Source organism: Verrucomicrobiia bacterium (assembly GCA_035489575.1).
GTDB lineage: Bacteria > Patescibacteriota > Saccharimonadia > Saccharimonadales > JAGQNK01 > DATHJY01.
In genome coordinates, this window is record DATHJY010000009.1 from 16,269 (window position 1) to 32,025 (window position 15,757).

18 protein-coding genes are annotated in these 15,757 nt (G+C 51.8%); 4 read left to right on the forward strand and 14 right to left on the reverse strand.

From position 1 onward, the window contains the following. Nucleotide 1: 1 nt before the first annotated feature. The 5 genes from trmD to rpsP all read right to left on the reverse strand — a co-directional run bounded on the left by trmD (nt 2) and on the right by rpsP (nt 3,956). Nucleotides 2-655 carry a tRNA (guanosine(37)-N1)-methyltransferase TrmD gene (trmD, locus tag VK694_03755; protein HTE57838.1) on the reverse strand — a complete coding sequence of 218 codons (654 nt, stop codon included), beginning with the start codon at nt 653-655 and terminating at the stop codon, nt 2-4. A gap of 131 nt (nt 656-786) precedes the next feature. Beyond that, complete coding sequence (locus tag VK694_03760) at nt 787-1,194, reverse strand: hypothetical protein (protein ID HTE57839.1); 408 nt, start codon at nt 1,192-1,194, stop codon at nt 787-789. A 369-nt stretch (nt 1,195-1,563) separates the two neighbouring features. Continuing rightward, on the reverse strand, nt 1,564-2,808 hold the full coding sequence (locus tag VK694_03765) for a glycosyltransferase (protein HTE57840.1): 1,245 nt from the start codon (nt 2,806-2,808) through the stop codon (nt 1,564-1,566). A gap of 171 nt (nt 2,809-2,979) precedes the next feature. Next, nucleotides 2,980-3,411 (reverse strand): KH domain-containing protein, encoded by a 432-nt coding sequence (locus VK694_03770; GenBank protein ID HTE57841.1) that lies wholly within the window; start codon nt 3,409-3,411, stop codon nt 2,980-2,982. 107 nt (nt 3,412-3,518) lie between these two features. Beyond that, on the reverse strand, nt 3,519-3,956 hold the full coding sequence (rpsP, locus tag VK694_03775) for a 30S ribosomal protein S16 (GenBank protein ID HTE57842.1): 438 nt from the start codon (nt 3,954-3,956) through the stop codon (nt 3,519-3,521). A gap of 282 nt (nt 3,957-4,238) precedes the next feature. Between rpsP and VK694_03780 the strand changes: the two genes are divergently transcribed. Then, nucleotides 4,239-4,598, forward strand: a complete 360-nt coding sequence (locus VK694_03780; GenBank protein HTE57843.1) for a hypothetical protein — start codon at nt 4,239-4,241, stop codon at nt 4,596-4,598. 152 nt (nt 4,599-4,750) lie between these two features. Here the strand turns inward: VK694_03780 and rnc are convergent, their stop codons facing one another. The 4 genes from rnc to VK694_03800 are packed head-to-tail and all read right to left on the reverse strand — an operon-like array spanning nt 4,751 to nt 6,665. After that, nucleotides 4,751-5,449: a ribonuclease III gene (gene rnc / locus VK694_03785; protein ID HTE57844.1), complete on the reverse strand. Its 699-nt coding sequence runs from the start codon at nt 5,447-5,449 to the stop codon at nt 4,751-4,753. 22 nt (nt 5,450-5,471) lie between these two features. Then, nucleotides 5,472-5,984: an NUDIX domain-containing protein gene (locus VK694_03790; GenBank protein HTE57845.1), complete on the reverse strand. Its 513-nt coding sequence runs from the start codon at nt 5,982-5,984 to the stop codon at nt 5,472-5,474. Next, a complete protein-coding gene (gene nusB, locus VK694_03795; GenBank protein HTE57846.1) occupies nt 5,971-6,462 on the reverse strand; it encodes a transcription antitermination factor NusB in 492 nt (163 codons plus the stop codon). Before nusB ends, VK694_03790 begins: the two co-directional genes overlap by 14 nt. A gap of 56 nt (nt 6,463-6,518) precedes the next feature. Continuing rightward, nucleotides 6,519-6,665, reverse strand: coding sequence for a hypothetical protein (locus tag VK694_03800; protein HTE57847.1), 147 nt, complete (start codon nt 6,663-6,665; stop codon nt 6,519-6,521). Nucleotides 6,666-6,786: 121 nt separating this feature from the next. Between VK694_03800 and VK694_03805 the strand changes: the two genes are divergently transcribed. From VK694_03805 to VK694_03815, 3 genes are all read left to right on the forward strand, one after another. Continuing rightward, complete coding sequence (locus VK694_03805) at nt 6,787-7,122, forward strand: hypothetical protein (protein ID HTE57848.1); 336 nt, start codon at nt 6,787-6,789, stop codon at nt 7,120-7,122. Nucleotides 7,123-7,222: 100 nt separating this feature from the next. Further along, nucleotides 7,223-7,756 carry a hypothetical protein gene (locus VK694_03810; GenBank protein HTE57849.1) on the forward strand — a complete coding sequence of 178 codons (534 nt, stop codon included), beginning with the start codon at nt 7,223-7,225 and terminating at the stop codon, nt 7,754-7,756. A 340-nt stretch (nt 7,757-8,096) separates the two neighbouring features. Further along, nucleotides 8,097-8,495 (forward strand): hypothetical protein, encoded by a 399-nt coding sequence (locus tag VK694_03815; GenBank protein HTE57850.1) that lies wholly within the window; start codon nt 8,097-8,099, stop codon nt 8,493-8,495. A 139-nt stretch (nt 8,496-8,634) separates the two neighbouring features. Here the strand turns inward: VK694_03815 and leuS are convergent, their stop codons facing one another. The 5 genes from leuS to VK694_03840 all read right to left on the reverse strand — a co-directional run bounded on the left by leuS (nt 8,635) and on the right by VK694_03840 (nt 15,716). Then, nucleotides 8,635-11,115, reverse strand: coding sequence for a leucine--tRNA ligase (gene leuS, locus VK694_03820; protein HTE57851.1), 2,481 nt, complete (start codon nt 11,113-11,115; stop codon nt 8,635-8,637). A gap of 145 nt (nt 11,116-11,260) precedes the next feature. Next, nucleotides 11,261-12,049, reverse strand: a complete 789-nt coding sequence (locus tag VK694_03825; protein ID HTE57852.1) for a polysaccharide deacetylase family protein — start codon at nt 12,047-12,049, stop codon at nt 11,261-11,263. 28 nt (nt 12,050-12,077) lie between these two features. Then, on the reverse strand, nt 12,078-13,376 hold the full coding sequence (locus VK694_03830; GenBank protein ID HTE57853.1) for a pyridoxal phosphate-dependent aminotransferase: 1,299 nt from the start codon (nt 13,374-13,376) through the stop codon (nt 12,078-12,080). A 10-nt stretch (nt 13,377-13,386) separates the two neighbouring features. Further along, a complete protein-coding gene (gene alr, locus VK694_03835; GenBank protein ID HTE57854.1) occupies nt 13,387-14,538 on the reverse strand; it encodes an alanine racemase in 1,152 nt (383 codons plus the stop codon). Nucleotides 14,539-14,546: 8 nt separating this feature from the next. Then, nucleotides 14,547-15,716, reverse strand: coding sequence for a D-alanine--D-alanine ligase (locus VK694_03840; GenBank protein HTE57855.1), 1,170 nt, complete (start codon nt 15,714-15,716; stop codon nt 14,547-14,549). Nucleotides 15,717-15,757: the final 41 nt, after the last annotated feature.

Below are 15,757 nucleotides of genomic sequence, written 5' to 3' on the forward strand. Positions count from 1 at the left end.
CTTATCTTGTTTGAGCGTTCGCCTGCTCTTGGCGCCAAGCTTCTATCTGGGCATGGTTGCCACTCAGTAATACTTCTGGCACCTGCATACCCCGAAAGTCTTCGGGGCGAGTGTACTGCGGAAACTCCAGATTGTCCCCGTCGCTAAAACTTTCTATCTCGGCGCTCTTTTCGCCGCCCAAAACACCAGGGATTAGCCGGACAACAGCGTCTACCAGCATCATGGCTGGCAGTTCGCCGCCGGTCAGCACAAAGTCGCCAATACTTACCTGCCGGTCTACAAGAGTAGTGATACGCTCGTCGTAGCCTTCATACCGGGCACAGATAATAATCATCCCGCTGTCTTCATCGGCAATCTCCTGGGCACGCTTTTGCACCAAACGGTCGCCTCGGGGCGTCATCAGATACACCAGCGCATCAGAATCTTGCTGCTTGGCGTGTTCTACCGCCGCAAACAGCGGCTCTGGCTTGAGCAGCATGCCATCGCCACCGCCATAAGGTGTGTCGTCTACGGTTTTGCGAGTACCCAGCCCAAAGTCGCGCAAATTGATATAGCTATACTCCACAATGCCTTTATCTTTGGCCTTGTAGAGCATGCTAGTTTCCAAAACGGGCGGAAACATCTCTGGAAATAGTGAAATAATCTGTATCTTCATGAGTATCATCTTATCAGAAGCATAAAAGTATCAGGGAGTCTCATACCCTTATGTCAATATCACAACAGTGTTTGTAGGGGGAAAGAATGAAATGATTTCATCATTCTTCCCCCCCAGGGTTATTTCTCTGCCTACTTGCCGCTAAAGGGCACCAATCCACCAAGTGCCGCACGCAATCCCAGGGGCCTTCCCCAGTCAAGCCGACGTAGCACCACGGCGTGGTCTTTTTGGACCGTAATGTCATAGTGGGTCGTGGCCAGCGCAGGCAGCCAGGTATGGCCATACAGGGCCTTCTCGGGGCTGGCAAAGAGAGAGCCCTCAGAAGCGTCTATCTTGAAATGGCCCGAGGACCGACTGTAGCCGGTGCCCCACACCTGGCGCTCACTCAACACAGCGTCGTCAGCCCAGCCCCCGAAGAGACGAGGCAAACCGTACACCCTGAACATGACATAGAACATATAGCCGTCTTCGGACTGACAGAGATACGTCCACCGCGGATTTACTCTCCGCTTTACCCCAGATAGGGTGGACCGAGTCATATCTTCTCCTGAAACTATAGGTTGGCGGCAGAGAATCACACATTATCTCGGAGATACTTCTCCCAAGATAGATCCCATACTCCCACAAATGCCGTACAAACGTCAACGAGCCTTCTCTCATTTATGCTCTGCAAATCAAAAAGAACCCTACGATAGGATTCCTTCTGGTTTGCTGCGCAATCAAAAAGAACCCTTTTTGTGGGGTTCTTCCTGGTTTGCTGCGCAAAACAAATAGAACCCTGTAAAAGGGTTCTATTTGTCACATATAAAGCTCCCACCAAGGTGGCTCGCAATGAGCTTTGACGCATTTTTGTTTTAAAAGTATTAGTCTTTGTATAGACTAGAATTCACTGTACCGCAACTCTTCTTTTATTGCAAGTGAAGCTTGTAGAGCTCTTTATGGCGAGGTGCTGAAACGAAAATAGATGCCAAGGTTTCGCCATTTTGGCTTATATATTCAATTGTCTCTGCCAAGTATCTATCTATTGTTAGATGAATACGGTTACGATCAATCAGTTGCAGGGCCCGGTCCACAAATTCCCTCCCCTTATGATAGAAGTGCCTCAGGAGCTCTGCCAGCTCAAGGATAAGCGCCACGGTGAGTTCTATGTGCTGATCTTTGACTCCAATATTTTTTAGCCACTTGCGTCTCATCAGATTCAAGAACACTTCCTCGGCCTCATGGTTGGTTCGCATTTCGTTCCTTGCGGCCATTGCCACCAAGGTAGCCAGCAGAAAACGCTCGCGACCAGGGAGATTGCGCATAATCGAATATTGTAGTGTAGTCCTATCGTCATGAAAAATGACCGAACTCATGATATACGCCATGTGATACCCAAGATCAGTCAAGCGCGCGCAAAGCTCCACGTGTTCTCCATGCATGCCAAAGAAGGGGTGAAAACCTCCTACTTCTAAGAATACAGGGGTGCGTACAGCAAAGAAGCAGCCATGAATAGCCGGCACCTGCACCACTCCCTTGGTACGCAAGAGCATACCCTGTCGTAATAGTGACCCTTCGGGCTTGTTTATAAGCTCTCTGGGTAGCCGGTCAAAGGCTGGTGGATGATCAAGATATGCCAGATCCGTCGAATCACGAAGCCACATAGACGGAAACCCAAAAGCACTCATCTCAGGGTGCTCGTCAGCCCTCTCCCAGAGCAGCTGAATGGTCTTGCGCGGCAGATACACATCGGAGTCTATGAATAGCAAAAAGTTTCCGATAGATGTGATCTGACTGCTCTCCTGCAAGAGTTGAGTGCCCTTATTTTTTGCAGTACTAATAGTAAGCGTGGCATCAAAGTGGTACACAATCGATGCAACACCCGCCCGAGCCCTGATATCTTGTAAGCCCTGGTAAATTACATCCCGTGTTTCCTTATGCAACGACTGATCTACCACTACAATGTGAGCCGACTTACCTGCGTCCTCCAGGCTGCACAGCAAATAGTTTAGGCACGCAATAACCTCTGGTCTTTCGAAAACCGGTATGACCACACTCATGTCGGCCCGCGAACTTACCTTTAGCCTCTTGGTCTTAACACGGCCTACCGACAGCGAATCATCCTTGAAAACTTTTTTGCCCCGCTCAACCACAAAGTAACCAGCGTCGCTCACTACACACCCCCTTATGAATAGATACAACCTACATAATCTACAGATCCACACAGAAACTACTACAGGATTTATCACATTTAATACATAGTTAGGTGATTGGTAGTGACGACGATAAATTTTTAAACCCCCAGAGTTGATCTGGGGGCTTATCGTGATATGTCGTCTAGCTTGCTAGATATCTAAGTCGTCTAAATCTTCTAGTTCTTTGCGAGTGTTCGCTACTACTTCGCTCTCTTTTTCTTCGGGTTCTTCCGCGGCAGTAGCATCAGCAGGGGCATCATCTGCAGCAGCGTCGTCCGCAGGGGCGGCAGCGCCATCATCAGATGCGGGGCCTGTTCCACCGGTAACATCTACAATCTTTAGGTTATAGCGGGCATCGTTCTTAGTACCCAGGGCACGCAACAGGGTACGCAGACTCTGAGCGGTTGCCCCACGTTTGCCAATAACCCGGCCTAGATCTTCGCCATCTACGGTTAGTTCTAGCAAAACACCTTTCTCATCTATCCGGCGCTCGATTGTGACGGCGTCGGGGTTACTTACCAATGATTTTACAATGTATTCGATAAATTGTTGGTCGATAGTCGCACTCATATTGTCAGCCATTCCTCCATGTTTACAGATTTCAGACTATCTTATTATACACCACGCCTTTCAAGGCCACTGCAAAAAGCCAGGCTGCGGGCGCCTGGCTTTTCTGCCTGTGTAGTAGTTTACTTTGCGGGTTTTTCTTCTGCGGCTGCAGGTTCTGCTTGTGCGGGAGCTTCTTTGGCTGAAGCTTCTGCGGCTTCGGCGGCTGGCTCTTCAGCAGGTATTTCTTTAGGGGCGGCTTCTTCTGCAGGGCGATTTTTGCGCAGTTTTTCGGCGTGCCTGGTGGCGCCCTGTTTGGCAGTGGGTAGTTTGACCCATGTAGGCAACTTGACACCTTCATTTTTCAGCAGGCGAGCTACACGGTCAGAAGGCTGCGCACCATGCTCTAGGTAGTAGGCTGCTTTTTCTTTGTCTATAACCGCTGTTTTAGTATGAGGGTTAAAGTGGCCCAAAGCAGCTACAACACGGCCGCTGGTTGGGGTCCGGCGTGAATCTTGGACGACTACGCGGAATTGGGCGTGGCCCTTGCGACCAGTACGCTGCATACGAATGGCTAACATTCTATGTTCTCTATCTTCCCATTAGGATTTATATGATTAACTGACCTATTTTACCAGAGAACCACCCCTGTAGTCAATCATTGCTTAATTTTTGGTGATCTGGGGTGGTATATTGACTATTTGGTATTTTATTGTATAATTATATACACTATTCCCTTAGGGATAGCACCTTACCAATCTCTGCTACCGATAACTGGAAATACAGGCACTTTTTAAATTAAATTGTCTGTATTTCCAGTTATCTCACCCGGAACAGCTGTTCCATGATTGCCAGGAGGCACCATGCCCACCGACACCACCCCGACCACTGTCATCGAGTTCGACAACCAGACCAACCCGCCCAGCGGCAACACCACCCAGGCCTTCGTCATCTTCGACGAGGGATTTCCCTCGGACGTGGAAGTCGAGCTCAAGGAGCTTCTCCCCGACCGCGTGGTGCAGAGCCCCGACCAGATCATCCACATCGCCGACACCCTCCTGACCCATGGCGTGTTCAGCTTCACGTTCTACACCACGCACAAACCGGAGCCCCAGCGCCTCGAGATCCACGACCTCGTCGCGGTGTTCACGGTGCTGCAGCATCTGGGCCAGACGGTCGTGAATGTCGCTCAGTACGAGCGCCGCACGGCCCCGCCGCTGTAGGTGGTGACGCCCCAGGGTCGTACCCAGTAGCAGAGATCAGAACGGGCCAGCGGCGGCAACAAGGTGCCTCACCGGCAACCCCACCCCGCAGCCCGTTCTGAACTCTCCCAGCTTTAGATGCCACCATGTAGAGCTAGGAGAGTAAACGGTTTCTAATCTTTTTGGATAGCGTGCAGGGCATTTTCGGCTGCAGCCACCTGAGCCATTTGCTTGCTGGGACCCATTCCTTTGCCGCGCTCTTTGCCGTTCACAAACACCCCAACCGTAAAGGACTTCTCGTGGTCAGGACCGACCTCTTCGAGCACCTTGTACTGAGGCGTATGCCCTTCCTGGCTCTGCGTCAGCTCTTGCAGGTGCGACTTGGGGTCCATCCAGGACCCTGACTTGAGGATATCGTCAAAGGTTATCAATAGGTTTTTGGCTATAAACTCGCTGGCCACATCATATCCTTGGTCCAGATACATAGCCCCAATCACTGCCTCGAAAGAGTTGGCCAGTATCTGGGCGCGGGCACGAGCCGTACCCCGCTTTTCGCCACGACTCAGCCGTAGCAGAGGTTCAAAACCCAAGCGAGCAGCTGCCGCACCAATGCTTTCGGTGCGTACCAAAGCACTCCGCCAGTTGGTCAAAATACCCTCTGGTTCGCCGTGGTGAGTGAACAAATACTCGGTGACCACCAGTTCTAGCACGGCGTCGCCCAAGAATTCTAGGCGCTCATTGTGCTCTTTGACGGTTTTCTTGTGTTCGTTTACATACGAACGATGAGTAAACGCCGTTACCAACAACTCTAAATCTTTAAATGTAATATCTAACTTGTCTTTGGCAAATGCTTGATATGCTGAAAAATCCATAAAACTCTAAGTAAGTTCCCCTCTATAGTCCTGCGTGTCTAATCTTTTTAAGCCCCAATAATATAATCTTGCCGATATCTTCGTACTCTATCTTGTCCAAAGCTTCGGTAGCCGGGAACCATTTGATACCGTTCATCCAATCCTCTGGCTTGAGGTCGTCGGTGTCACCCTGGCCTTGCACCAAGAATATCTCGGTGGTCATGAGCACCAGGCTAGACCCGCGACGATACCGGAAATTGATCTTGCCTAACCAGTTTAGGACTTTCATCTTTTGCAGACCAGTCTCTTCCTTGATCTCGCGCTCGGCTGTTTCTTTGGCTGTCTCGCCTTCTTCTATGTGGCCCTTTGGGATGGTCCACCGATTTTTGGCATCTTGGATTAGCAAGATCTCTATGTCTTTGGACTTGGGATTGCGACGAAAAATAATGCCGCCAGCGGTAGGCTCGCGCACAACCTCGCTAATAGCGGGACGACGCTTGTGTACAAACTTTCGAAAGCCCTGCAAGGGCTTTTGTAATGGCTTAGGTCTCTTCATTCTGTTCTGCTTTCTTGGGTTTGGCAGGAGTTCCCTCGGACGCACCTTCTTCGCCACCCCGCTCGCGCAACACCGTACCAAGGACACCGTTGATGAACTTGCTAGAGTTTTCCCCACCAAAGGCCTTGGCTAGTTCAACAGCTTCATTGATAACAACTTTGGGTGGCACACCGTCGCCATAGATAAGCTCGTAAGCACCCATGCGCAAAACGATACGATCCATGCGAGCAATCTGGTCAATAGGCCACTCTGGAGCAACGGGCTGCAGAATGGCATCAAGCTCAGTTTGTTTGGATTCGACGCCAAAAACCAGTGTCCGGATGAACTCCTGGTCATCAACCATATCTTTGTAACGGCTGATGTTTCGCGCCAATACTGACTCAAGGTCAAAAGTCGTGTCCTGACAATCCAAGCGAAAGTCTTGTTCGTACAAGGTCTGCAGTGCGATGATACGGCCAAGGTGTCGGTTCGATGCCATGTTGTTAACTATCCTCTTATCATGCTTATCCCCAGTATACGCTACTGGTTATAAAACTAGGCCGATTTTTTACCGGTTTCGCGGTTTGTAGTGCGGGCCTTTACTGGCGACTTAGCATTGACGGCACGGGCCAATTTAAGGACAAGGTGACTACGGCGTGTACCAGTGCGGCGTGGGCTGGTTCGTTTCTTTGGTTTACCCATGGTTAAAAAGCACTCCTGCTACTTAATCTGATGAATATTAGCCCTAGTATACCTTTTTATATAGATAAGCACAAGACGCAAATATTGACACGAAGTCTATTATGTGTTAATATTTACGTCTATGTCCGAAATAACACACGATGATGCCACGCCAGCCAAGGACGTACGCCTTGGCCAGATTACTTATGATCGCCGCCGTCCCGTGCAGTTTGAAGATGGCGAAGTTCAGCGAGAAGCGCTTGGCATCTGGAAAATTGTACTTACCGTTGGCGGCACAGCAGTTGGCATCGTTGGGTATGGTGCCTGGCGCCTCGTAAGCGGCAACAACGAAGCACCAACACCGCCGCCCGCCGAACCAATAGTGGTCGAAGCACCCATCGATCACGCAGGCGATGCCTACCTGCCTTCAGACCCCCTTATGCAAGACGTCGATGCCTTTCTTGGCTACGATGAGTAGTAAATACAGTTTACGGGGGTATAATTGACTTTTGAAGAGTTTTATTATAAAATATATGTAGATTTGTCCTTTCAAATCACGCCTAGAAGGAAGTGATTGCATGCGCACTCGTCTTGTCATAGCCGCCGCGGCAGCTCTGATCGGCCTGGGCCTGTTGGTCCCGTTCGCACTGAGCCATGTCGGTTCAGATGCCCAACCCTCGGAGTCCTCGCAAGAGGATCTCTGGTGCCCGCCCGAGCCCATAACCCACACCGTCACCGGCAACCTCGACACGCGGATCGACCTGCACGACGGCATGTGGTACAACGCCACGTACGCCGGCTCCCGCCTAAAGCTGGACCTGATGGTCGGCATCCAGCCGGCACTGATGCATCCGGACTATTCGGAATCGGAAGACTTCTCGGTCTTCGACTCTGACGCAGGGACGCAGCACGCCATCGACGAGGGATACTACCCCATCGTCCGATTCCTGACCGTTCCGACTGTCGACGAAGATCCCATCTTCACCTACATCGAAGGCGGTGGTCTGCACGTCTACGTGTCGGTCACGCCCGTGCGTGAAGATGGCTACCCCCAGGTCCAGATCTTCAGCGAGGGAGAGACCCTCAGAATGACTTGCGAGTTCCGCCGCTAACCATCACCACCTCTTTGCCCCGCCTAGGCCCCTTGCCCCATAGGGGATACTTCCGAATGGTTCGGAAGATCAAAGGTTTGCCCTCCTAGGCACCCCGGACCAAGCTTTCCCGCGTTTTTGGGTGCCACCGCACTCTCACCGCTCGCTCAGCTTGGTCCTTCTTTATATTTTGCTTGAAATATTTATAAAAGTATTGTATAATAGTGTCTTCTCTATCTTATAGAGATGTTTTTTGACAAGCAAACAGGAAGATTAGGTGGAGTAGTGGCGCTTTAGCACTTAAGGCACTACCACTCCGCCTAATCCCAACCAATCTGTTCCCCCCTCGAAAGCGAGTGACATGCCCATTCTCGTTGCCCTCTTCATGCTGGTAGTCCACCTGTACGTCGTGGCCTTCTGTGCCGTTCCTCTGGTGCACGCCCTTGGCCCCTACTTCACCACGCGACTCCAGCACCTGTCGAGCCGACACGATGCCATCAAGGCCGATCTGTTCATCCTGGGCGTCCCCCTGGCAGGCTTCGTGCTGTGCGAGTGGATGATCTACCTCAACGGTGGTCCTACGCTCATCTTCGCAGCTGCTGTCGCGGTGGTCATCGCGGTCATGCTGAACCTCTACTGGCACTACAAGGCCCAAGTCCACCCCCAGGGGATGACCAACTTCGAGATCGTCACCGAGACCGCCTTCGGGCTGGTCTTCGGCGCAGCCGCGCTGTACATGCTGTACGGACAGCTGGTCTAACCAACGTGGGAGCGACGAGCCAAGAGGAGAGAACAGAATAATAGAAGCTGCCGGTCTTTGACCCGCACCCTTCTATTTCTGTTTTGTCCTGTTTGCTTGTCGCCCTACCACGCTTTTTATTCCCACGCCCGTCCCATGGCTAGACCACGAAGTTTATGAGTTTTTTGGGGACATAGATAGTTTTCTTGGTGCCAGCTTCTATATAGCCGACCACTTTGGGGTCGGCCTTGGCTGCCGCTACTACAGTATCTTCTGTCGCATCTGTAGACACTTCTATCTGAGCACGTAGCTTGCCATTTACCTGCACCACAATTTTCATGGTGTCCTGCTGCAGATATGTCTCGTCCCACTCTGGCCAGGTGCTGACATGCACTGAGCCTTCTTGGCCCAATTGCTGCCACAACTCTTCGCTGATGTGCGGAGCAAATGGAGCCAGCAATTGTATCAGGGCGACCAGCCCTTGGTTCCACTCGTCTGAGCCTACCGGAATAGTTGTTTTATGCTTATACAATTCGTTGATGTATTCCATCAGCGCGGCCACGGCGGTATTGAAGCCCAGCTCATGCAGGTCTTCGGTTACGCGCTTGATGGCACGGTGCTGTGACTGCTGTAGAGCCCTGACGTCGCCGGCTGATTCTTTGGGGGCGTCAGCGGCCTCTTGCACCAGTGTCCAGATGCGCTGCAAGAAGCGATGGGCGCCACCCATGCCCTTGACGCTCCAGTTGGCCACCTGGTTCCAGGGGCCAATGAATAGTTCCATAATACGGATAGAATCAGCACCGTAGCCTTGTTCGATCAGAACACCTGGCTCTATGGTGTTGCCCTTGGACTTGCTCATCTTGGCGCCGTCGGGGGCCAGAATCATGCCATGGTTGCGCAGTGTCTTGAAGGGTTCCTGGAAAGTTATCAGGCCTTCGTCAAACATCACCTTGGTCCAGAAACGAGCGTACAGCAGGTGCATCACGGCGTGCTCGGCTCCGCCGATGTAGTCGTCTACCGGCAGCCAAAACTTGGCCTGTTCTGGGCTAAAGGGTTGGTCGTTGTTGTGTGGGTCGGCAAAGCGCAGGAAATACCAGCTACTGCAGGCAAAGCCGTCCATGGTGTCTGTCTCGCGCTCGGCTGGGCCGCCACAGGTGGGGCAAGTAGTGTTCACAAACTCTGGTACATTGGCCAGCGGACTACGGCCATCACCTGATGGTTCATAGCTCTTCACTTCTGGCAAAACCACGGGTAACTGGTCATCTGGTACCGCCACTGCTCCGTCTGTGGGACAGTGGACAATAGGGATGGGTGCGCCCCAATAGCGTTGGCGGCTGATCAGCCAGTCACGGATACGGTAGCTATGGACGCGCACGCCCATACCGGTTTCTTCCATGTGGTCTTTCATTTTCTCGGTGGCTTCGTGAATGTCCAGGCCGTCCAAGAAATCTGAGTTGATCATCTTGCCAGTCTTTTCCTGTACCTGCTCGGGCTTAGTCACCAGCGATTCGTCGCCGTCTGGACCCACCACAACGCGCTGAACAGGAATATCAAACTGCTGCGCAAACTGGAAATCACGCATATCATGGCCAGGCACACCAACCACCGCACCAGTACCAAAACCAGCCAGCACAAAGTCAGACACCCATACCGGCAACTTCTTGCCATTCAGCGGGTTATCTATATAGAAGCCGGTGAAGGCGCCGGTCTTTAGGCGACCTTCTTCTTGGCGTTCGAGTTCGCTCTTGTTCAGTGACTTTTGCACATAGTGTTCTACCGCCTGCCAATGAGACGGACCGTCGGTGGGGACAATTTCTTGTTTGATAACTTTTTGCACAAAAGGATGCTCGGGTGCCAATACCAAGAAGGTAGCGCCAAAGTTAGTGTCTGGGCGAGTCGTAAAGACGGCCAGTTCCTGGTCACTAGCGACATTGGATACTTTGTAAGTAATGTTTATACCGGTCTTGTGGCCGATCCAGTTGCGCTGCATTGTCTTGATGCTGTCCGTCCAGTTAACATCATCCAGATCTTTTTCTAGGCGGTCAGCATAGTCGGTAATCTTGAAGAACCACTGCTTAAGGGCTTTCTTTTCTACCTGGCTGCCACACCGCCAACACTGGCCGTTTTCTACCTGCTCATTGGCCAGCACGGTCTTGTCTACCGGGCACCACCACTGCATGCTTTCTTTTTGATAAGCCAGTCCACGCTTGAACAGCAGGTTGAAAAACCACTGGGTCCATTTGTAGTAGTTGGGGTCAGTACTGTCTATCTCGCGTGACCAGTCGTAGCCAAAGCCCATTTGGGTTAGCTGTTGCTTGAAGCGCTTGGTGTTTTCGTCTACGGCCTTGCGCGGGCTGGTGCCGGTCTTTATAGCATAGTTTTCGGCGGGCAAGCCAAAGGCATCCCACCCCATGGGGTGCAGCACATTGTAGCCCTGCATGCGGTTAAAGCGGCTGATGGCGTCGCCAATAGTGTAGTTGCGTACATGACCCACGTGCATGGCAGCACCACTAGGGTATGGGAAATATTCCAGCACGTAGCGCTTAGGTTTGCTGGGGTCTTCTGTGGCTCGGTGGATGCCCTGCTGTTCCCAGGTGTCTTGCCACTTGGACTCAATATCTTTTGGGATGTATCGTTTCATAATAAAAAACCAACTTGTATTACTTTGTTTGCATTATAACTTAGTGAAAGAGAAAATTGCCCTAGCGGGCGAGAAGAGTACGTGCGGTAGTATGTCGCATAATCATTGCTACACAATACTAAAGTAGCCAACAGAGGTCAATGGGCTAATGGCGTCCGAATATATCAGCCTTTGGGGATTGGAGCGAAAGACCCATAAGCTGGCTGACCGTTACCAGTTGATAGTGTTGTTTTAGGGTAGCCACAAATTCTGTGGCAGCGGCCACGGTCACCGATTTTATATCATGCATGACCACGATGCCGCCCGGCTTGGCCAAGGCAATGACGGCCTGAGCCAAAGCATGCGGATCTTTAGCATCCCAATCCTTGGGGTCAATGTTCCAGTAGGCTAGTGACATCTCGGTGGCTTGCTGCACAGCAGGAGTGTGGATGCCATACGGCGGACGCATCAGTCGAGGCGTAACTCCCAGGTCTTTGAAAGACTGCTGGGCGTGGGCAATATCCGCTGCAATATGCACTTGCTGCATTGGCCCAAAGTTGGCATGACCCCAGCTGTGGTTGCCGATCTCGTGTCCCTCGTGAGCCACCCGGCGTACAACGTTTGGATACTTCACTGCCTGTGAGCCCAACATAAAGAAGGTGGCACTGGCCTGGTGGGCAGCCAAGGTATCGAGCAAGGCGGCAGTATGTTCGCCCGGCCCATCGTCGAACGTCAGAGCCAGACAGGCCCGAACCGCACAGTCCAGAGCCGGCTTTGGTGGACTGAGTTCGGCAAACACTACGGTAGCTGGTGCGTGATTGATCTGGAGCACTCGGGCTGCAGACTGGCGGGACACCGTGGACTGGGGTGAGGATGACGCAGGGGCACAGGTGACACCAAGCTGCATGGCCAACAGAGCCACCCCGGCGGCGGCTGATTTAATGCAAGCGGCCATACTTGCCCCTTTGTCAAAAAGCATGAGCCTATTGTACAGCTTGGACTATTTGCTGCAAAGTCGCAGAAAACTTGGCGTCGTCAGCTTCCAGCAATGTCATGCGGAAACCAGGCACGTAACTATTAAAGCCTGTGGTCAGTGGCACCGTACAAATACCCGTGGCCGCCAGTAGCTGGTAGCAGAACCGTTTGTCAAAAGCATCCTCAGGAATTTTGGCCAATTCTTGGTCTAGGAGCGCCTGAGCCTTGGGGTTCGCCGCCGCTAATACAAAAGGCTTCTTCATGAATTCCTCAGAGAATGTCACCGACAGATAAAACGCTCCTTTTGGAATAACCACATCGAGTGCGGGGCTGGTACCAAGTACTTCCAAAGCTTGTTGGGCACGTTTGGCATACTGGATTCGTCGGACGGCAAGGTGAGCCGGATAGCGTTCGTCGCTCAGAATAGTAGGCAGCACCGCTTGCGGCAGCGTGGTCGAACATACTTCGTTCATCTTGGCTTCTTCTATAGACTGCACGTAGCGGGCAAAATCTGGATCTGCGTCTACATTGTAGAATTCTAGCCAGCCACACCGGCCACCAGGCCATGGCACTTCCTTGGACAAGCCACGCATGATCATAGTCGGAATGCCTACCGCCAGCTGTGCAATAGACACAAAGCCGCTATCTTCATAGGCCAGGTTAGCGTAGATCTCGTCGGCGATGAGGAACAGGTTGTGTTCGCGGGCGATATTCACAAACTCTTCTAGTATTTCGCGCGGGTAGACTACGCCAGTGGGGTTGTCGGGGTTAATAATCAGCAATGCGCAAACGCTGGGGTTGTATTCTACCTGCCTGCGTACGTCTTCTACGTCTGGCAGCCAGCCGTTGTCCGGCAAGAGTTTGTAAGTCAGTTGTGGCGAGCCGCCATGGGCACCCTCGAGCGATGAATGCGTAGGATAGGCGGGATTGGGACCAAGCACCCGGGCACGGGGATGCAGCCAAGCGTACACCTTAGTTACGGCATCGCCCAAGCCATTAAAGAAAATAATATTCTCAGACTTTAGGTCGATTCCCGTTTCTTTGGTACGTGTACGGGCCAGATACTGACGAGCCTCTAGCAATCCTTTGGTAGGCGAATAGGCAAAAGACTGCACGTCGGTTCGCACCTCGTTGGCCACGATATCACGAATCCAGTCAGGGATTTGTTCGCCCTTGGCCACGGGATCACCGATATTCTCCCAGATAATATCTACGTCTGCTTTGGCTAGTTTTTGAGCAAACTTTACAATGCCGCGGATTTCATACCGAAGCTCTCCTGCCCCGGGATGCACAATGTTGGTTCTCATTGGAATCTCCTTAAGAAATTAAATATCGACGTACGTCGGGTGACAAATCCGTCAGCAAAGAGTAAGAAAACAGCCCGTGCTGGACTGCAATGGTATCTATTGAATTTTGATCTGCCGAGTGGTTACTATACACCACTACTTCATCGCCTGCATGAACATTTTCATCCCCTAGAGCGACTATAGTGTGGTTCATACAGACCCGGCCAACAATGGGGTAGAATCGTGATCCAATTTTGACCTGGCCCTTATTGCTCAGCGCTCGGCTGACCCCCTCATGATACCCCAGCGGTAGTATGCCAATGCGCATAGCCTTAGGAGCGGTAAAGGTGTAGTTGTAGCTCACTTTATCGCCCTTCTCTAGCTGTTGCACCTTGCTAATGGTGCTAACTAGCCGCAGTGCGGGACGCAACCGCACAGTGTCATGTAGTGCATGTTTGGGTGGGAATGGGTTGATTCCGTACAGACCAATACCCAGGCGCATCGCGTTGGCATAGGCGGACTGCGCCCGGGGCCCACCGGCGGTTTGTGCCGTGTGGAACAGCGTTGGCTTCAACCCGGCAGCCAGTATCTTTTCTACTGATGTATCAAACAATTTTACGGCAGCGTGAATGGTCTGACTGTCGTCTCCGTCTGGGTCGGCCAAATGAGCCATGATACCTTCCAGCTGAATTTTCGGATACTGCTGTATGAGATCGATATATTTTTGCAGCTCATGTGGCATAACACCGTATCGGTTCATTCCCGTATTCAGTTCTAGATGAATCTTGACCCGTTTGCCCAGCTTGCCCAGAGCGTGCAGAGTGTCCTCGTCCTGGACGACAAAAGCTAATTGGCGAAACTTGAGCTTGGGAAAATTCTGTGGCTTGATCATACCCATAACCAAAATGGGCTGGCGCGGATTATGTGCACGCACCTTGAGCGCCTCGAAGTACCCATCTACTGCAATATAAGCGAACCATTCGCCTTTTAGTGCTGTGGCTACTTGCTGGATACCATGACCGTAGGCGTTGCCCTTTAGCACCGGGATTATCTGGAGTCCACTGTGCTGGCCGAAAAATTCAGCGTTGTGCGTCAGCGCAGACTTGGATATTTCAATACGATTGTATACTTCGTACGATCGCTGCAATTTCTTTGTTAGGCGGTGCAGATGTGTACGAATCATAGCCTTACCTAAAATTGCTTTAAGAAGTTGGTACCAAAGCTAGTTTGCAAACGCTGCTGGGCCGCAAAACGGGCTTCGGCGTATCCGACCAGTCGCGTCACCAGCTCTACGTTAGACACACCCTTTTGGCGCCAGTTGTGAGCGTATAGGCTGCCGGGTAGCGGATTGACTTCGTTGAAATAGACTGCGCCTTTCTTGCTGTCTATCAGCATGTCCACGCGAGCCGTGCCGGTGCAGCCCAGTGCACGGTAGACATCCAGACCAGTTTGTTCGGCTTTTTTGTACAGCTTTTCGGGCAGTTCGGCCGGGACCTTGCTGTAGCCTTGGGCACCCAATTTGCCACCCATTTTTTTGCCAGCGCCTTTGCCGCCCTGGCCCATATACTTAGTCTCGAAATCAAAGAAGTCTTCGCTCTGCACGAGGGGCTGTTCCAGATAGGATGGCACCGGATCCTCGTTACCCATAATAGGCAGCGTTACTTCGATAAGGTTGGGTACTGCTTCTTCAACAATCACTTTGTCGTCATAGTGCACGGCCACTTCCAGGGCATTCATGAGCTGCTTTGGGTCTGTCGCACGGGTAATGCCAATACTAGAACCAATGTGCGTTGGCTTCACAAATAGTGGGTACTTCAATGGCTTGATACGCGTCAGCACCTCTTGTGGATTTTGTGCCAGTTCGCGCGACATAAACCATACCCACTTGTTGCTGGACACACCCTGACTTATGGCCACCTGCTTGGCCAAGACCTTGTCCATGGCAATAGCACTGGCTGCTACACCACAGCCCACATACGGCACGCCGGCCATTTCTAGCAGTCCCATCAGATCGCCGTCTTCGCCGTGAGTGCCGTGCATTGCCGGAAACACCACGTCAATTTTTTTATAAGCTTTGCGGCCAGCGAATTGGCTGGATTTGACCAGTGTCAGGCCGTTGTCGAACAGCAAGTGAACTTTGGACGCCTTGTGCATAAAGCTTTCTAGCTCGGTGCCCTGGTACAGCTTGATATCTTTTAGTTTTTGGTCCCAGTACCACGAGCCGTCTTTGGCAATGTAGACCGGTTCTACTTGGTATTCTTTGGCTAGTTCGAGGGGTTTGATGATACTGGCGATGGCCGTGACTATCGAGACATCATGCTCGGTAGACTGCCCGCCAAAAATAACGGCGATTGTTTTCATAAGCCTAGTGTACGGCGGCCAAACTACAATTACAATATACA